This is a genomic window from Siminovitchia sp. FSL H7-0308, assembly GCF_037980985.1.
Lineage (GTDB): Bacteria > Bacillota > Bacilli > Bacillales > Bacillaceae_C > Siminovitchia > Siminovitchia thermophila.
In genome coordinates this window covers 1,903,974-1,922,854 of the sequence record NZ_CP150282.1, presented here as the reverse complement: position 1 = coordinate 1,922,854, position 18,881 = coordinate 1,903,974, and the positions used below count along the sequence as shown (strand labels likewise).

The 18,881-nt window shown below is 42.3% G+C and carries 17 protein-coding genes; 14 read left to right on the top strand and 3 right to left on the bottom strand.

Annotated elements, in window-relative coordinates; all coding sequences use genetic code 11:
- Window positions 1–7: 7 nt before the first annotated feature.
- Window positions 8–1,171: a glycosyltransferase gene (locus tag MHB50_RS09155; RefSeq protein WP_340085169.1), complete on the bottom strand. Its 1,164-nt coding sequence runs from the start codon at window positions 1,169–1,171 to the stop codon at window positions 8–10.
- A gap of 67 nt (window positions 1,172–1,238) precedes the next feature.
- On the opposite strand from MHB50_RS09155, the gene MHB50_RS09150 reads away from it, so the two are divergent.
- The 5 genes from MHB50_RS09150 to MHB50_RS09130 all read left to right on the top strand — a co-directional run bounded on the left by MHB50_RS09150 (window position 1,239) and on the right by MHB50_RS09130 (window position 5,996).
- Window positions 1,239–2,657 (top strand): UDP-N-acetylmuramoyl-L-alanyl-D-glutamate--2,6-diaminopimelate ligase, encoded by a 1,419-nt coding sequence (locus tag MHB50_RS09150; RefSeq protein ID WP_340085168.1) that lies wholly within the window; start codon window positions 1,239–1,241, stop codon window positions 2,655–2,657.
- A gap of 71 nt (window positions 2,658–2,728) precedes the next feature.
- Complete coding sequence (locus MHB50_RS09145) at window positions 2,729–3,583, top strand: metallophosphoesterase (RefSeq protein ID WP_340085167.1); 855 nt, start codon at window positions 2,729–2,731, stop codon at window positions 3,581–3,583.
- 115 nt (window positions 3,584–3,698) lie between these two features.
- Window positions 3,699–4,040, top strand: coding sequence for a PadR family transcriptional regulator (locus MHB50_RS09140; protein WP_077113493.1), 342 nt, complete (start codon window positions 3,699–3,701; stop codon window positions 4,038–4,040).
- Complete coding sequence (locus MHB50_RS09135; RefSeq protein ID WP_077113492.1) at window positions 4,037–4,549, top strand: hypothetical protein; 513 nt, start codon at window positions 4,037–4,039, stop codon at window positions 4,547–4,549. The genes MHB50_RS09140 and MHB50_RS09135 overlap by 4 nt, the downstream gene beginning before the upstream one ends.
- Before the next feature lie 7 nt (window positions 4,550–4,556).
- Window positions 4,557–5,996 carry a serine hydrolase domain-containing protein gene (locus tag MHB50_RS09130; protein ID WP_077113491.1) on the top strand — a complete coding sequence of 480 codons (1,440 nt, stop codon included), beginning with the start codon at window positions 4,557–4,559 and terminating at the stop codon, window positions 5,994–5,996.
- A gap of 381 nt (window positions 5,997–6,377) precedes the next feature.
- On the opposite strand, the gene MHB50_RS09125 is transcribed toward MHB50_RS09130, so the two are convergent.
- A complete protein-coding gene (locus tag MHB50_RS09125) occupies window positions 6,378–7,403 on the bottom strand; it encodes a cytochrome d ubiquinol oxidase subunit II (protein WP_077113489.1) in 1,026 nt (341 codons plus the stop codon).
- Window positions 7,400–8,746, bottom strand: coding sequence for a cytochrome ubiquinol oxidase subunit I (locus MHB50_RS09120; protein WP_077113488.1), 1,347 nt, complete (start codon window positions 8,744–8,746; stop codon window positions 7,400–7,402). Before MHB50_RS09120 ends, MHB50_RS09125 begins: the two co-directional genes overlap by 4 nt.
- A gap of 650 nt (window positions 8,747–9,396) precedes the next feature.
- Here MHB50_RS09120 and MHB50_RS09115 point away from each other — a divergent pair.
- The 9 genes from MHB50_RS09115 to MHB50_RS09075 all read left to right on the top strand — a co-directional run bounded on the left by MHB50_RS09115 (window position 9,397) and on the right by MHB50_RS09075 (window position 18,400).
- A complete protein-coding gene (locus MHB50_RS09115) occupies window positions 9,397–10,590 on the top strand; it encodes an FAD/NAD(P)-binding oxidoreductase (RefSeq protein WP_077113487.1) in 1,194 nt (397 codons plus the stop codon).
- A 19-nt stretch (window positions 10,591–10,609) separates the two neighbouring features.
- On the top strand, window positions 10,610–11,173 hold the full coding sequence (locus MHB50_RS09110) for a hypothetical protein (protein ID WP_077113486.1): 564 nt from the start codon (window positions 10,610–10,612) through the stop codon (window positions 11,171–11,173).
- The gene (locus tag MHB50_RS09105; RefSeq protein WP_321189696.1) at window positions 11,173–12,585 is read left to right on the top strand and encodes an MBL fold metallo-hydrolase; all 1,413 of its coding nucleotides are present in this window, start codon (window positions 11,173–11,175) and stop codon (window positions 12,583–12,585) included. Before MHB50_RS09110 ends, MHB50_RS09105 begins: the two co-directional genes overlap by 1 nt.
- 152 nt (window positions 12,586–12,737) lie before the next feature.
- Window positions 12,738–13,376: an MOSC domain-containing protein gene (locus MHB50_RS09100; protein WP_171974008.1), complete on the top strand. Its 639-nt coding sequence runs from the start codon at window positions 12,738–12,740 to the stop codon at window positions 13,374–13,376.
- Window positions 13,377–13,740: 364 nt separating this feature from the next.
- The gene (gene proB, locus MHB50_RS09095) at window positions 13,741–14,841 is read left to right on the top strand and encodes a glutamate 5-kinase (protein WP_077113484.1); all 1,101 of its coding nucleotides are present in this window, start codon (window positions 13,741–13,743) and stop codon (window positions 14,839–14,841) included.
- 24 nt (window positions 14,842–14,865) lie between these two features.
- The gene (locus MHB50_RS09090) at window positions 14,866–16,137 is read left to right on the top strand and encodes a glutamate-5-semialdehyde dehydrogenase (protein ID WP_083717681.1); all 1,272 of its coding nucleotides are present in this window, start codon (window positions 14,866–14,868) and stop codon (window positions 16,135–16,137) included.
- 47 nt (window positions 16,138–16,184) lie between these two features.
- Complete coding sequence (locus tag MHB50_RS09085) at window positions 16,185–17,258, top strand: branched-chain amino acid aminotransferase (protein ID WP_077113483.1); 1,074 nt, start codon at window positions 16,185–16,187, stop codon at window positions 17,256–17,258.
- 72 nt (window positions 17,259–17,330) lie between these two features.
- Complete coding sequence (mug, locus tag MHB50_RS09080) at window positions 17,331–17,846, top strand: G/U mismatch-specific DNA glycosylase (protein WP_340085166.1); 516 nt, start codon at window positions 17,331–17,333, stop codon at window positions 17,844–17,846.
- A gap of 203 nt (window positions 17,847–18,049) precedes the next feature.
- Window positions 18,050–18,400 carry an ASCH domain-containing protein gene (locus tag MHB50_RS09075; RefSeq protein WP_077113529.1) on the top strand — a complete coding sequence of 117 codons (351 nt, stop codon included), beginning with the start codon at window positions 18,050–18,052 and terminating at the stop codon, window positions 18,398–18,400.
- The last annotated feature ends 481 nt before the right edge of the window (window positions 18,401–18,881 follow it).

Below are 18,881 nucleotides of genomic sequence, written 5' to 3'. Positions count from 1 at the left end.
ATGAGGCTCAGGCTCTTTTCAGCTTCTTTAAATGATGGATAATAAAGGAGTGTGGATCGGTAAGCTCGATTTGCTGTTTGTACTGCTCTTTTTTTGACTGATGATCCTTTATATCGCTTTTTAATACCCTTAACATTTCTTTTTCGGGATTTATGCCTCTGTCCCAATTGCTTAATTCTTGTACTAAGCATTCCTCTTTTAAAAAACGCAAATTTTGTTCTTCTTGGCCGGGCAGGGCATCATATACAAAAATGGGCAAATCTTTTGCGATGCACTCGCTGATTGTTACACCTCCCGGCTTCGTTATAATAGCGTCGGCTTCTTCATACAGCCGGTTCATCTCTTCTTTTGATGTAATATAAGTCAAGGGTTCAATGTATGGGTCGTTGTGTTGCTTAACATATTGGAAAAGCTTTTCATTCGTTCCGCAAAGAACCTTATATTGAATATTGCCCGATGGCTGTAACATAAAAATAAACCGGCGTATGGAACCTGCCCCCATATTTCCTCCAGATACTAAAACAGTAAGCTTTTCTTTTTTGTCCCGGTTCCCCCGTTGAGTCTGGAACACGGGATCGATCGGAATGCCTGTAATATAAATTTGGCTTTCCTTAATTCCCATGCTTGCCAGATGGTTTTTTACATGAACGCTGGGAGCGAAATGATAATCAATCCATTTCATCCCCCATAAACTGTTGACAAAATAATCAGTATAGACATTGATGGCCAGTCCGTCCCATATCCTCATTTGTTTAAGGCGGGATAACAAATAGGAGGGAAAAGCATGGGTGCAGATAATGGCATCCGGTTTGGCTTCATCAATCAGTTGCTTCATTTTTGCTAAAAAGAACAACTCATATGCAAAGAAGCGATGTTCCGCTTTTCTTTCTTTTACCGCCGCAAATTTATAAAGGGAGCTGTATAGGTTTGGAAAGCGATGAATCCAATACAGATAAGCGGAGGATACAAGATTTTCAAGTTTTCCGTAGCTAAATGACAATAGATCAACTTTTTCACACTGTATCTCTGTTTCGCAAGTCTCCAATTGCCTTTTCATGACATCGGCAACATGGTGATGGCCCGAAGGAATGTTCAATAAAGGCAAAAACAGGATACGGAACAATGATATGCACCCCTTATCGTATTCTTTTTTACCCCCTTGTATTTCCATTCATATTTTCTTCCTTCAGTACAAAAATATCAATAAAAATATGCTGAAAAGGGAGAAGTCCCGAAAAATGAAATTAAGTCAATTGTTGGAAACGATAGACGAACATGATGAATGGAGGCCATTTCATCATATAGAGGTAAATGGCATCGCCACAAATTCAAAGCTCATACAACAGAACTATTTATTTATTGCGATCAGTGGTTATCGCCATGATGGCCATCAATTTATACCGGAAGCTGTCAAAGCTGGTGCGGCGGCAGTTATTGGAGAAAAAGATCTCCGACTCCGGACAATTCCGTATATGAAGGCTCTTGCCAGATTAGCAAAAGCTTATTATCGGCCGCCGTTAGAGAAAAAAGTGTTGATAGGTGTAACAGGAACGAACGGAAAAACAACAACATGTTTTATGATTAAGCATATATTGGAACAAGCGGGTATTTCCTGCTCCATGTTTACCAGTGTCCAGAACATGATAAATGGACAAAAACGGGCCTCATCCTTGACAACGATAGATCCTCTTAACCTGTATAAGCTGCTTTCAGACAGCCGGGATGATGTGATTATTATTGAGGTTTCGTCACATGGAATGGCCCAGTTCCGGGTTGAGGGAATTGAGTTTGATTATTGTTTATTTACAAATCTGGATCATGAGCATCTTGACTATCATAAAGACATGGATGAGTACTTTCATGTGAAAAGCAAACTTTTTCAACAGTTAAAGCCAAAAGGAAAAGCGATTGTGAATGCCTATAACGAGTGGGGAAAAAAGGTCGTTCAGGAATTGCGATCCAGAGGACAAGCCACCCATGTCATTGGCGACGAAGAGTATCCGTTGCAAATTATCCGTAAGAATCAAAAGGAGCGTCCCATCGCTTTGATGAAGACAAAGGAGAAATCACTGGAGTTAAAGCCTGGCGTGTTGGGCATCCATAATCTTTACAATGCTGCGATGGCGTTTTGGACGGCAAGAATGCTGGATTTGAACGAAGAAGAAATCATTTCCTTTTTAGCGTCGTTCAAAGGAGTTCCCGGCAGATTTGAACTGTTTCTACATCAAAGTGAAGCGATTATTGTGATTGACTATGCCCATACAGCCGACGCTTTTTTTCATTGTTTGAACACCGCACGTTATAATGGCGCAAAACGAATTATTCATGTGTTTGGATTTAGGGGAAGCCGTGATGAGAGCAAGAGACAGCAAATGGTGAAAATGTCTTCGCGATTAAGTGATTTTATCATTCTTACATTAGACGACTTAAACGGCATTTTATATGAGGAAATGGTTGGTCAGCTTCACTTGCTAAATGAGGCGAATAAAGGAATTGTGATCCCTGATCGAACGTTAGCCATCGAGTATGCTGTCAAAAATGCCCGTAAAGGAGACTGGATCGTGATCACTGGAAAAGGAACGGAAACTTATCAGCAAACATTTTCGCTTCCTGCAAGATCCGACGTTGAAACAGTTCGTTTCGTCTGCTCCCAATAAATATCCATAAATTACAGGTTAAAACTCCTCTCATTTCTCTTTATAATGGAGTGGTGAGAGGAGGATCATGAATGTTCATTGTTACCATCATGATGGCCATCCTCATCGGGATTGTCATCTATAAAGGCTATCAAAATACTCATTCTGTCGTTATGAACGAAATTCATATAAATCATCGTTCTGCTGATCGTGCTGGCGGCAGTTCACTGAAAATCTTGCATTTATCCGACCTGCATCTTGAAAATATTTCAATTTGCCCAAACACGCTATATCATCGTGTAAAAAAACTCGACATTGACCTCGTTGCGGTGACGGGTGATTTTTTAGACCGAAAGCGCAGCCTTCCAAAGCTCATCCCATACTTGAAAGTTCTCAATAAATTAAATCCCTCATACGGCTCATATGCTGTTTTTGGCAACCATGATTATGTCTTAAAAGACAAATACTTTCATCAGCTTAAAAAAATACTGAATGATTTTGGCTTAAAAACGCTGCAAAATCAAAATGACCTGATTCAAATCGGAAACAAACGGATCAATATTATTGGCATCGATGACTTCAGCACCAAGCGCAGCAACTTAAAAGAGTCTTATAAAGGAGTGGAAAATGGATATAATCTCGTTTTCACCCATGACCCGAATGTTGTCCTTTCGATGAAAGAAGAATATCATTTCGACTATCTTCTTTCCGGCCATTTCCACGGCGGGCAAATTCATTGGCCAAAACCATACCATCTTGTAAAAATGGGAAAATTAGTAAAAATGAATATGCTCAAAGGGTTGCACCACTACAAAGAACGGCCGTTCTATATCAACGAAGGCCTCGGCCAAACAGGTGTGAATATCCGGATTGGAAGCCGGCCAGAAATTACTGTCCATAACGTAACCATACCGGAAGAAGTTAAAGAAGTTGGGGCAGCTATGTAGTCTTTCTTGAAGCGGTTCCTGAGGGGAGCGCTTTTTTTGATGGAAAAAAAGCATAGTATATATTTGTGAAAAATATATACTTGATTGAAATATATATTTCTGTTACATTTATCCCATGGATAGGACAAGTTTAATCAAAGGCCATTTAGAAATGTGTGTATTATCGATTTTATCAAAGGAAAAAAGCTATGGGTATGAAATAATGAAAAAGTTGGAAGAACACAATTTGAAATTGAAAGGAGTGGGAAGCATTTATCCCATCTTGACGAAGCTCAAAGAGCAAGAATGGGTCCATACACATCGTGAAATGACAGAAAGCGGCAAGGTGAGAGTTTATTATGAAATCAATGAAAAAGGGAAATTGTACCTTCAAAAGAAGATCATTGAATGGTTGGAACTGCAAATGGATATTAAATCCTTACTGCGAAAAGGGTTGAAAGGAGAGCTTTTAGAATGAACATTCACTTAACCTTGGCAGAAAAGCAATTTTTACATGAAGTGATGACAGAACTCAAGCAATATCAAATACATTCAAAGGATAGAAGAAATATTAGACTGCAGCTTCTGGAGCATATCCAAGAATCGCGTGAACACGGCCAAGACAGTATCCAAGATTTTGGGGAGCCGACAACATTTGTCAAGGATTTTTTAGAAGTGAATGGCATAGATCTCCATTCTAAAATGAAGCAAATACAAAAATTCAAAAGCAGGCCAGGATTGTTATGGGTGACAGGCCTCTTTGCTTTTATACTGGCTTATCTCTGCTCTCAGCTTATACTATCGATGTTTTTAACAGAAGCCTTTAACCCGCAAAAAACATATAACTCCTTTGATTATCATATTTTTTATCGGATTTCGGAACATTCATGGTGGAATGTCTTACTCATGATGATTAGCATATCTGCATCCTTGCTCGTTTCCGCGCTTGTGGTGTTTTCTATGCGAAAAATAAAAGGATACAGGTGAAAAAAGCATGAAAATACTGCAAGTGAAAGTCGTTTTTGTATGCTTATTATTAAATCCGTTCATGTTATTTCTGCCGGTCGCGAATGTCTCCGCCGAACGAGATATTCAGGTTGAGATAGACAATTATGTAGAAGCCTATTTAGAAGAACAACGGATTCCGGGGGCCGCTATTGCTATTGTACATGAAAATAACCTCTTTTATTCTAAAGCGTGGGGTATAACAGGAGAATCGGGGGAAAAAGTAACGACTAAGACACCTTTTACGATAGGATCAATCAGTAAGTCATTGACTGGACTAGCCATCATGAGATTAATAGAAGAAGGTGCTGTGAACTTGGAGGACCCGGTCCAACAATATCTTCCATGGTTTACACTAAAAGATCGCCAAGCCGCCTCGCAAATCACTATTAAACATTTATTAACGCAAACAAGCGGAATGAGTACATATTCAGGTCTATCTATATCGGATCAAGAATCTCAAGATATGGGCATGATCCGGGAGAATACAAAAAGTTTTTCGAATGTTGCGCTAACCGCTAAACCCGGAGAAAAACACCAGTATAGCAATGCCAACTTCTTAATTCTTGCCGCTATCATTGAAGAAGTGACAGATCAAACTTATTCTGAGTACATGGAACAGCAAGTTTTTTCGCCATTGGGGATGAAGCATGCAGCGGCTGATAAGCGTTCGGCGTATGAAAAAGGATATTTGGCCGGTTACCAATCATGGTTTGGAATTCCCCGAAAGAGTGCCGTGGCTTATGATAATGGAGGCGCGCCTTATGGATACATAACTGCGAGTGCGGAAGATATGGTCCATTTTATATCGTTGCTTCGTCAGCAGGAAAGTCCTTTTTTAAGCAAGAAGACGATGGACCTTTATACAACTCCTTATGTTCAAACCGGTGAACATCGGTATTATGGTCTTGGAATAAGGATTACAAACCCAGATTCTACAGAAGAAATGATCTGGCATTCAGGCTCAACCCCTGATTCGCATGCTGAGGTGTTCTTTATACCAGAAACCGGTTGGGGTGGAGCGATTCTTACGAATAAAAATCATATTTTAGAAGAAGAGGCACTCATCTACCTGAAGCAAGGGATCATCAACATTTTACATGGAGAAGAACCTGTTGAAGTTCCTGAATACACACCTACTGTTCAATTTATCATGCTTGGAATCATATGTTTGCTTCTTGCCATGTGTATTTATCAGTTAGTCAAGGTGAAATCAGGAACAGTTCGCAAAAGAAAGTTGTGGCGTATTTCCGGAGTCATCCTGTTAGGTTTATCCATTGCCATTATTCCATTGTTCATTTATAGTACAGGCTCCCCGTGGCATTCGATCACATTATTTGCTGCTGATATCGCCTTGCTTACGCTAGTATTAGTTGCCTTGTTGGCAGTGAATGGGATATCCATTATCATCAGATCATTTAGAAAATAAAAAAGTGAAAATTGTTCAGCTTGTAGAAAAAGTGCTCTGCAAGCTTTTTTATTTCAATAGGATGAATGTATGTGTTGTAATTCATTTTTTTACGGAGCGGCGAAGCTGGCAATTATTCGGGAAAGCTTCATCAGCTAAAGGAGGGAGGGTCAGAATCAAGCTGGAATTTATCCAATTCAATCGTTGGCTAAGTGACAGGTGAAAAGGGAAATAAAATGAGCCCAAAGAACGAATCCCTCTTCGTCTTTGGGCTACGAATCCTCAATTATTTTTTGACGGCGTCATCTTTTGGCGCCGACCAAAAGGCAGCAATGATAGAAACAATCAAAACGATAAATGGAGCATAAAAGATAAAAAATTGTTGCATGTTAGAACCCCCGTTTAAGCTTTGTTTTTCTTATCGCCTTTTACATAATTTTTATCAAAAAGGAACAGCCGCAATAGCAGGTACAGGGATGGGATCAATAATCCAAGGCCCGCTATGAAAGCGATGATCAGCGAAATGGCCATGGCTTCATTTGTAAAACTGTCATAAAGTGTTAAATGCGGATACAGCAAATACGGATAATGAGAGATGCCATATGCATAAAATGCAAGAGCAAATTGGCCTACAAGCAGCCAGAACGCTCTGCCGTAATGTTTTCTTTTCCAAATGAGCCATACTGTATTTAGAAACAGCAAGAAAGAAAGGGCAAACATCCACCATACATCGAGCATTCTGTCAAAATGTTCTATGTTATGACGCCGAAGCTCAACGATAATTCCGGAGGCCGTGATAATTAAAGGCAAAGACCAGATGAGCGCATACTTGCGCATCAATTCTGTTGCTTTTTTGTCATTGGCTTTGTTCGCGTACCAGGTTAGAAAAACAGCTGAAATATAGAGAACGGCCACAACACTAAGAACCACGATGCTCCACGTGAGCGGACTCTTGAAAAGAGCCAAGTAATCAAGTACAGGTTGGCCATTTTCGATGGATACGAACCCGCCTTCAGAAATGGTGAGCACGATCGACAGGGAAGCCGGGAGGAACAGGCCGGATAATCCATACATGAACGAGTATCCTTTATGTCCTCGCGAACCGTATGTTTCAAATGCGTAATACGAGCCCCTGATCGCCAACAACAGAATCGAAATGCTCACCGGGACAAGCAGTGTTGTTCCATAATAGAAGGCTGTCTTGGGAAAAAACCCAACGATACCGACGAAAAAGAAAACGAGAAAAACGTTGGTCACTTCCCAAACGGGAGACAAATAACGCTGAATAATGTTGGTTAAAATATGCTGCTTTCCTGTAAATAAACTGTATGCGTTGAAAAAGCCCGCACCGAAGTCTATGGAAGCGACGATGACATAACCGAACAGAAACGTCCAAAGCACCATGATTCCGATAATTTCAAGATTCATTGAATGACACCGCCTTTGTCCGCCTCGCGGTCTTCCAACTCGCGTTCGACCGGGTTTCGTCTAAACATCCGGCTTAAAATGACGACACTGCCAATCGCAAGAATCACGTATAGCCCTGCGAATAATATGAGCATTAAATCAACTTGGTCGCTTGAAGTGGCTGCTTCGGCCGTACGCATGATACCCCGGAGAACCCACGGTTGTCTTCCGACTTCCGCCAGCCACCAGCCCATTTCGATGGCGATTATCGATAACGGTCCGCCAAGAACGATCAACCAGCGGAACCACTTTGTATGAATGAATGCCCATGACCTCTTTGTGCCCAACCAATAGAGGAAGGACAAAAACATCATCCATACGCCGATCGTTACCATAATGTCAAAGAGATAGTGAATATATAATGGAGGGATCTCATCCTCCGGAAATTCCTCCAGACCTATCACTTCTGCAGAAGGTATTCCATGCGCCAAAATGCTGAGTGCCTTTGGAATTTCAATGGCGTATTTTACTTCTCCATTTTCCAGCGTCCCATATAAGATAAGGGGTGCATCGGCTTCTGTTTCAAAATGCCATTCGGCCGCAGCCAATTTTTCCGGTTGATATTCCGCCAAATATTTACCAGAGAAATCTCCGATCACTGCAGTCGCAATCGAAAAAATCAACCCAAGCTTCATCGTTAAATAAAGTGCTTTTTTATGATAAATATGATCGGAGCCTTTTATCAATCGGAATGCGGCAATGGCTGCCAATACAAACGCGGAGGTCATATAGGCGCTTGCGACAACGTGAGCCACCTTCGTCGGCATGGCCGGGTTGAACATGGCGAGAATTGGATTGATGTTTACAAGCTCTCCATTCACAATGTCAAACCCTTGCGGCGCATTCATAAATGAGTTTACCATCGTGATAAATACAGCTGAAAACGAGGCGCCGATGGCAACCGGAATGAGCAGCAATAAATGCTTGCGCTGGTTTTCAAACCGATCCCAAGTATATAAATAGATCCCTAAGAAAATGGCCTCAAAGAAAAAGGCGAAAGTTTCCATAAATAACGGCAAAGCAATTACGTTGCCCGCCAATTCCATAAAGTTGGGCCATAGGAGCGATAATTGCAAACCAATGGCTGTCCCGGTGACAACACCAACCGCGACCGTAATAACGAAACCGCGTGTCCATCTTCTTGCGAGCAAAATATAATGCTCATCGTTCTTTTTGATCCCGACCCATTGGGCGATCATAATCATTAAAGGAACTCCAACACCGATAGTGGCATAAATAATGTGAAAAGATAGAGTAAGCTCCGTCAAAACTCGGCTATAAAATAACGCATCTTCGTTGATCAATCCTATTCACCCTTTTCGTTTAACTAAATATCCGGCCGAGGAGTGATAATAGCATGATGATCGCAACACCAAATGCAAGTCCGATCAAATAACGTTCATGTTTTTTATACAAAACACATCACCTCTATTCTTATCATACCCTCATTTTCTTTTTTGGAACGGATATTGTGTGGCAAATTCATCTCGTCTTTATGATAAAAAGGTGAAATCCAGAAGGTGTTTGAATAGAGTGAAAACAACAGAAAGACAGAAAAGTTATTTTCATATAATGTTGAAGGTGGGCAGTTGCGGCATCATGACCAGGTCATAAAAAGGCTTCTGATATTTATGGTAGGTCATAATACTTCATGATGCAATTGAATTGCATTCATCACCTTGAAATCAAAAAACATAATTGAATATTATTCATTCGTTGCGTGCAACGGATTTTTAGTGGGTAGCAGATGTTGGCACAAAAGTTATTTAATGAAGTAAACATGAAATTTCTCCCGGCATATAGCAGTTAAAGGGTTGGTGTTGGCGCTTTTCTTGATCGAAATGGATTTCACGCAGAGACGGCATAAATTTCTGTAACAGCCACTATATTAGTAAAGGCAAGATTTCATTTGCAAAGCTTTTTTTTCAAAGTAAAGCCTGGGGGGGGGAACTATGTGGGCGAGCATTATCGGGTTGTCATCATTGGCGGCGGCACCGCCGGAATTAGTACGGCGGCAAGGCTGTTGAAAGAATTGAAAAACCTGTCCGGAGAGATTGCGGTGATTGATCCGTCTGACAAGCATTATTATCAACCGCTTTGGACACTGGTTGGCGGCGGTGCGGCTAAAAAGGAAGATACGGTCAGAAGCATGGGCCAACTCGTTCCGGATGGAGCCGTTTTGCTGAAAGATGCGGCAGTTTCGTTTTATCCGGAAGAGAATGTCATTGATCTGGCGGATGGCTCCAAAGTTTCTTATGATTATTTGGTTGTGGCAGCTGGCATTGAAATAGACTGGGGCGGAATTAAAGGATTGCGAGAATCGATTGGCAAAGGCGGTGTTTGCACCAACTATTCCTACGAGTATACCGATTATACGTGGGAGGTGATTCGCGGCTTTAATGGGGGAAATGCCGTGTTTACCCAACCGGCAACACCTATTAAATGCGGAGGGGCACCGCAGAAAATAGCATACTTGGCGGAAGATTATTTTACCCAAACAGGTATTAGGCATAAAACGAATGTCATTTTTGCATCAGCCAACCCGGCCATATTTGATGTTGTCAAATATCGGAAAGCGCTCGAAAAAGTTTTGGATCGGAAAAAAATCGATGCCCGGTTCCTGATGAATTTGACAGAAGTACGCCCTGATGCAAAAGAGGCGGTATTTGAACATATTGAAACAAAAGAAGAAGCTGTTATTCGCTATGAAATGCTGCATGTTACTCCTCCGATGCGGTCGCCTTCCTTTATTAGAAACAGTCCCATCGCGGATGAAGCGGGATGGGTCGATGTACACCCGCGTACGCTCCAGCATACAAAATATGAGAATATTTTTTCTCTCGGTGATTGTTCCAATTTGCCAACTTCGAAAACAGGTGCTGCCATTCGTAAGCAGGCTCCAGTAGTCACGGAGAATATCATTGCAATGATGAAAGGGGAAGTGCCTGCCGCCACATATGACGGATATACTTCTTGTCCGTTGGTAACGGGATATAACTCTTTGATTCTGGCTGAATTTAATTATGATAAAGAGCCGGTTGAATCATTTCCAATAGATCAGGCGAAGGAACGGAAGAGCATGTATATGTTAAAAAAGGACGTTTTACCCATTATGTATTGGAATGGGATGCTGAAAGGAACGTTGTAAAGTAGAAAGGGGAAGCGTGATGGCCAAGACAATCGTTTCGAATAAAGATTGGCTGGATCAAAGTGATCCCGACACGCAAGAGGCGTTGCAAAACATTTTGAAGCAACTGCCCGAACTGGCAGATCATATCGAAAAAATGAATCGGGCCGCCTCTTTTGGTGAGACACTGCTGAAAGACGACGAGACATTACACAAAGTCAAATTGTTCTTGGATCATTCCAATTTGGATATTGGAACGATTACAGCCGCGATCCGTTTACTTGAGAAATTGCCATTTCTTGTGGAAGTGGCGGATCGGCTAGAGACTTTCATCAGATTTATCGAAAGTGTTTTAAAAGATGAACAGTCCCTGAGCTATTTACAAAGGAATATGGAAGAATATTTGTCCGATGCCACTGACAAAGTGGCAGAAGGGAAGCAACTTTGGGAACAAGTCAAACAAATGGCCGAAAACAACGAAAAGCAAATCACCCTGTTTACCGTCATGAAATGGATGAAGGAGCCGAAAGTGCAAAAGCTTTTAGCTTATGTGCAAGCATTGATCTATGTTCTTCCAGCGGAAGAAAATAGAAAGGAAGTGTAATGGTCTTGTTTATGCGCTATTTTTATGATGAATACCTTGCCCATGCCTCTTATTTGGTCGGTTGTCAAAAAACAGGGGAGGCGATTGTCATTGACCCGGCGCGGCATATTGATCCGTATGTCACAGTGGCCGAGCAGCAGCGCTTGACATTGACGGCGGCGGTCGAGACACATATCCATGCCGATTTCGTTTCCGGCTCCCGTGAGCTGGCTGATCAATATGGCGCGACATTGTATTTATCAGATGAAGGTGGCGAGCATTGGCAATACAAAAACCTCGAACATGTGAGCCATCAGCTAGTAAGGGAAGGGGACACACTGCAAATCGGGAGTCTGGAATTAATGGTCATTCATACCCCGGGACATACACCTGAAAGTATTTCCTTGATATTGACAGATACATCTGATGGAAAAGAGGCGCCGGTCGGTATATTTACGGGAGATTTCGTGTTTGTCGGGGATGTCGGCCGCCCGGATCTTTTGGAAACGGCGATAGGAGTTGAAGGGGCGGCATTAGATGGGGCGAAAGCAATGTTTCGTTCACTTGAACGTTTTAAGGCATTGCCGGACTATTTACAAGTTTGGCCGGCTCACGGCGCCGGAAGCGCATGTGGAAAAGCTTTGGGCGCGATCCCAAGCTCAACTGTCGGCTATGAAAAAATGTATAATTGGGCTTTGCAGTATGATGATATCCGAATATTTGCCAAGGATTTGATGGCGGGTCAGCCCGAACCACCACCTTATTTTTCTATTATGAAAAAAGTGAACCAATCAGGCCCTCCATTATTAAAGCACCTTTGCTCTCCTGTAAAAGTCAATGACGCGGGCTCTTTATACAGTTGGCTGAAAAAAGGAACGGTAGTCGACACAAGGCCAGCGGAAGATTTTGGCAACGGGCATGTTCCGGGCTCCATCAACCTCCCATTCAATCAAAGTTTTGCCAATTGGGCAGGCTGGCTGATCGATTATGACAAACCGCTATATATATTGGCGGCTGACGGAAAGTTCGCGGAAATCGCGCAAGTCCTTTCATCAATTGGTATCGATTCTATAGCGGGATATATGAATGTTCACACTGCATTAAGAAAATATTTAGAATTGGAAACGTTCGATAACGTGGAGCTTGATCATATTCAAAACAGCTCAAATGTTAAAAAATACGCTTTCCTTGACGTTCGTAATGTAAAAGAGTGGGAGCAGGGGCATATATCCGGCGCGCTTCATATTCCACTGGGACAATTGCCAAAACGGCTGAATGAAATTCCGGAAGAGGAGCCGATTGTTGTTTATTGCGCTTCTGGTTTCCGTTCGGCAATAGCCGCCAGTATTTTGCAAGCGCAAGGGATCAAAGATGTCGTTAATTTGTCAGGCGGGTATAACAAGTGGAAACAGGGGGCGGAAGCGTCCGTCTAAGCGGATTTCCGGATCATAAGATCGTTCGCCGGCGTTTTTTGCCGGCTATTTCTGTTTTATGGAAGCATACATGTCGTCTTCATGCACCAAAGAAGGTATAATCAAATAATAGTTTGCGATTTGGTCGAAAAAATGACCGGGAGGTGCTTAAATTGAAGATTTATTCGTTAAATGTAGGCCTGCCCCAGTTGGTCAGTAATCAAAAGGGACAAGTCGTGAAGTCTGGCATTCGAAAAAAGCCGGTCGCCTCCGTCTTCCTTGCAAAAAACGGATTCCAAGGGGATGATGTCGCTGATAAAGCGAATCATGGCGGGGATGATCGGGCGGTTTGTTTTTATCCATATGAACACTATGAAGAATGGAACGATTTGGTTGAAAGAGAGCTTTCCATACCGGCTTTTGGCGAAAACATCACGATTGCCCATTTTCCGGAAACCGAAGCATGTGTGGGAGATGTAATAGAAATTGGCGAAGCGGCTGTCCAAATTACTCATGGCCGCATACCATGTGCCAAAATCGATATTTTTAACCGTGTCAATGGCATGTTTTATAAAGTGATTCAAACAGGAAAAACAGGTTATTTTGCAAGGGTGCTTAAAGAGGGGACAGTTACGGAAAATAGTCCGGTGAAATTGGCTGATCGTCTGGAATCAGCGATGACCGTTGCTCACTTAAACCATTTGTTTTTCTTCGACCGTACTAACAAGCCTGAACTTGAAAGAGCGGTCTCCATCCCCGAACTGGCAGAAGATATGAGATCCAGACTGAAGCAGTTGCTGGATAAAATATGAAAAGTGATCAACAGAAGGAAAAAAGCGCTCTCGTCAACTAATGCCCCTTGACTTTTTTCGTGATAATCATCATAATGAGTTACAAACTATGAACGTTAACGGAGGATCAGTAAGCGGATCTTTCTGTGCAAGAGAGCGAAATTTATAAGCTGGAAGATTTCGTCACAAGAAAACCGCCGAACCTGCCTCCCGAGTCCCGTGCAAACACGGGCGCGTCCTGGCGTTATCAGGGAAAGAGGAGTGCCTGCGGGCACTCAAATAATGGTGGTACCGCGGAAGAAGCTCTTTCGTCCTTATGGAAGGATGGAAGGGCTATTTTATTTTCCATTTATTTACTGAAGGATCATGTACGAGGAGAAGGATCATGAAAAAGAAAAGAATTGTCGTCAAAATAGGGAGTAGCTCCTTGACAAATGACCAAGGGGAAATAGATCAAACAAAGTTTATGGATCATGTGTACGCATTGGCAGCTTTAAAAAAGGCTAAACATGAGGTTATATTGGTTTCTTCGGGGGCGGTGGCGGCAGGTTTTAAAAAGCTAGGATATCCGACCCGCCCTGTTACGGTCAAAGGTCGCCAAGCTGCCGCTGCTGTCGGACAAAGCCTTCTCATCCAATTATATTCAGAAAAATTGAGCGAATTTCACATTGTTCCTGCCCAACTGCTTTTAACGAGGAGCGACTTTGCGGACAGATCGCGGTTTAGAAATGCGTTTGCCACGATTACAGAATTATTGGATCGCGGTTTATTGCCGATTATTAATGAAAACGATACGGTTGCTGTGGATGAATTGACATTCGGGGACAATGACATGCTCTCAAGCCTCGTGAGCGGCTTTATTCATGCGGATATGCTGATTATTTTAACGGACATCAACGGTCTGTATGATTCAAACCCTCAGACGAATCCACACGCCAAAAGATTTGACAGAATCGAGGAAATTACGGATGAACTGCTTGCCTTGGCGAACGGAACGGGTTCGAAGGTCGGAACAGGAGGCATGAAATCAAAGCTGTTGGCGGCAAAAACGGCGTTATCTTTGGGAGTTCCCGTTTTTATCGGCAAAGGGGAAGGAACAGATAAACTGCTTCAGATTTTAAAGGGATGCGGAGACGGAACTTATATTACAAATGAATCGCTCGGCTCTATTAATGCGATTCGCCAGTGGATCGCGCTCCACTCCGAGACTTCCGGAAAAATCTACGTTGATGAAGGGGCGGAGGAAGCCATTTTGTATAGGGGCAGCAGTTTATTGCCCGCAGGCGTAGATCAAGTAAAAGGAACATTTCAAAAAGGGGATGTTGTAGAAGTATTTGGTGTCAGCGGCTTGCTTGGCCGGGGCGAGGTGGAATGTTCCGCGGATGAGTTACGAGATTTTATTCAAAGTAAACGAGCGAATATAAACAAAAGAACATTGATACCGACCGTTGAGGTTATTCATAGAAACCGTTGGGTCAGTGTTTAATCAATTTAAAGGGGGATGAAAAACATGGATATTATGGAACAGGTAACAGCGGGCGAAGTGAAGAGGAAGGGAAAGGCCGCAAAAGCGGCTAGCCTAAAGATGGTGAATTTGTCAACGGCAGAGAAAAACAAAGGTTTGGAGTTGATCGCAGAACAGTTGTTGGCGCAACAAGCCTTGATTTTGACGGAAAATGCCAAAGATTTGCAGTTGGGAAAAGAAAATGGTTTGTCCGATGCCGTGTTGGACAGAATTATGCTGAATGAAAAAAGAATCAATGATATGGCGCATGCTGTAAGGTTGCTTACTGAATTACAAGATCCGATTGGTGAAACATTGGAGACGATTCAAAAAGATAACGGTCTGTCCATCCAGAAAAAACGGGTTCCCATCGGTGTGATCGGCATGGTGTACGAAGCGAGACCCAATGTGACCATCGATGCGGCCACGCTCTCGCTGAAAACTGGAAACGCAGTGATTTTAAGAGGAAGCTCATCTGCCAAATATTCGAATATGGCACTCGTCAAGATCATTCATCAAGCACTTGACAAAAGCAGTATTCCGGCAGACGGGGTGCAATTGATCGAGGATATGAGCAGGGAAACGGCGAGGGAACTTTTTCGGTTGAACGAATATTTGGATGTATTAATTCCCCGTGGAGGTAAAAACCTCATTGAAACAGTCATTCGGGAATCTACCGTGCCAGTCATTGAAACAGGTGCCGGAAATTGTCATATCTATATTGATGAACATGCTGATAAGACAATGGCGGAAAAGATTGTCTTAAATGCAAAATTACAAAGGCCTTCAGTATGTAATGCGGCCGAGTCCATTTTGATACATGAGCATTGGTTGCGGCAAAATGGCAAGGGGATTTTGGAAAAACTTGCTGAACAACAAGTGGAAATCTATGGTGATGAGCAAGTGTGTTCCAGCTTTCCAAGTGCGAAACGCGCCACTGAAGAAGACTGGGCAGCAGAATACTTGGGCCTGCAAGTCAGTGTAAAGACTGTTCAATCCGTAGATGAGGCCATTGCCCATATTAACACATACGGAACAAAACACTCCGAAGCAATTGTGACCAGCAACGAAGCCAATGCCGAGAAATTTTTAAGCAGCGTTGACGCCTCAGCGGTTTACCACAACGCTTCTACCCGTTTTACAGATGGGTTTGAATTTGGTTACGGGGCCGAAATTGGCATCAGCACACAAAAATTGCACGCGCGGGGTCCCATGGGATTAAAAGCCCTCACCTCATCCAAGTTTTATGTTTATGGAGATGGACAAATCCGGGAATAAAATGATTAAATAGAGATAAGCAGATTATGAGAGAAGGAGATAGTATCTTGAAAAGTAATCAAATTACCGTTGAAATTAGCGATAATCGAAAGGAAAAACCCGCCTTTTCGAGCCTTCAATTTGGAAAAACGTTCACGGACCATATGTTTGTCATGGATTATACGGAAGATCAAGGTTGGCATCATCCAAGAATTGTTCCTTACCAACCGATCACGCTCGATCCAGCAGCAACCATCTTTCACTACGGACAAACCGTTTTTGAGGGACTAAAAGCATATTTGTCAGAAAATGAAGAAGTCTTTCTTTTTAGACCAGAAGAAAATATCAAAAGGTTAAATCGGTCATGTGAACGACTCTGTATCCCGCAGGTCGATGAGGAAATTGCCTTGGAAGCTTTACAGAAGCTTGTTGACATTGACCGGGAATGGATTCCGAATGTCGAAGGGATGGCCCTTTATATTCGTCCGTTCATCATTTCTACGGAGCCCAATTTGGACGTGACTCCGTCAAAATCGTATACATTCATGATCATCCTTTCGCCTGTTGGTGCTTTTTACAAAGAGGGGATAAATCCTGTAAAGATAGCGGTTGAGCAAGAGTATGTCCGGGCGGTCAGGGGCGGAACGGGAAATGCCAAAACAGCCGGGAATTATGCCGGAGCCATGCTCGCCCAAAAGCAATCCGGAAAATCCGGCTATTCGCAAGTTTTGTGGCTGGACGGTAAAGAAAATAAATATATCGAAGAAGTCGGCAGCATGAATGTATTTTTCAAAATAAACGGGGAAGTGGTAACCCCGGAACTAAGCGGCAGCATTTTGGAAGGTATTACCAGAAAATCGGTCATCGAATTGCTGAAACATTGGAATGTCCCTGTATCGGAACGAAAAATTTCGATTGACGACATTTATGATGCGTATAAAAACGGACAGCTCGAAGAAGCGTTTGGAACCGGTACTGCAGCCGTTATTTCACCTATTGGCGAGTTATTTTGGAAAAGCGAAAAACTTATCATTAACGATGGAAAAACGGGAGAGTTGGCCAAAAAAATATATGATGCGTTAACCGGCATACAAACAGGTAAGGTCGAAGATCCATTTGGTTGGCGAGTGACAGTTCAATAACGAAAAAATAAAGCCTCTAAAAAGCTGAAATATGTGCTTCGGAGGCTTTTTCCATTCAAGGGAGGCATGTAATTGGAATCGATACCAGACCATACAAAAGAAAATTTGCGAGTGTTGTTTATTGGCTTTAACCCCAGTATTCGCTCCGGTGAGACAGGACACCATTATGCGAATCCGACAAATCGCTTTTGGACCATATTGCAACTGTCGGGGCTTACGGAAAGGAAATACTCGTCTGAAGAAGATTACAAACTTCTTGATTTGGGATATGGCTTGACAAATATTGTGGCAAAACCGACGAAAAATGCCGCGGAACTTACAAAAGCAGAATATGAGGCGGGTAGAAAAGCATTAATTCAAAAAATAAGCCGATATAAGCCGAAGATCGCTTGTTTTGTTGGGAAGGGAGTCTATGAGCAATTCAGCAGGCAAAAGAACATTCCCTGGGGGAAGCAACAGCGTTCGGTTGTCCCTGGAACAATTGATTTTGTCGCGCCTTCTTCGAGTGGCCTAGTCCGCATGAAAATCGTTGAAATAGCCGCAATCTACCGCGAACTAAAAGAACTGCTTTCGCAACTGGAAAAGTAAAAGCTCGGATAGAAGAAATCCGCCAAAAGCCAATAGGCAAACGGCTATAAGATCCACCTACTGGAGAACACCCGCACATATCAAAAAGGTGGAACATGAAGTAGCAAGGCTAAGAGTAGCATAGCCCTTTGTTTTTTATGACTCTTTATATTTCGGCTATGTTAAAATATATCTTGAATAATAAAAGAAATAAGGTGATTGACATGACGACTACAGATAAAAATCGAGAGCTTCCCCCAAAAACATGTACGATTGAAAGACTTGTTACTGTAAAAAGAGATGTTGAAAATGTCATTAAAGGAATCAAAACCGCAACACGAAGAAATGGACGATATGCAGACATTGGCGAAGTGATGGATTTGAATGGATATCAATTTGTCGTTCATAATGTATATTCCCAATCACTGGGAGAGATGAAGGACGAGCATGCGCAACAAGAAGGCTATGAAAGTCTGGAAAAGTATAAAGAAAATATATTGAAGCTGCATCCAGGCATGCCGTGGTCTCCCAAGATGAAAGTGTGGGTACATGAATTTTCACCGTTGCAAAAATAAGCCCTCAATCCAAATGCCGAGATATCCAAGCTGTTGCCAGGCATGCAAGAGTTTATTGCTATGTGATCCATAGGCTCGATGATGAGGTTAATCATGTTCATCGACAAATGAAAGATACAAATCTTAAAGCGCTTTTTTCCAAGCTCAAAGGATTTGGCGGCCAGAATTGTTGCTACTATTGAACTTAACGAAATTGCATTTTATTGAAAAATAATTTGGATGAGTATTTCACAAGGCTGAGATACTCATTTTTTAATCATTCAAATCGCCTATTATGCTTTTAACAAAAATATAGTGGAAAAGCTTCTGAACAAAAGACGATTAACATGGCTCCCGCCATGTAGATAACATACTTGACAACTCATTGTATTGTCGTCTGTTCGGGACTACTTAAACGATAAATTGCTGATGTGGTGGTTTTTGATTATGGGTAAAATTAAAAAAGCCGGAAATAATAATCCCATTCCGAAAAGGAGGAGGT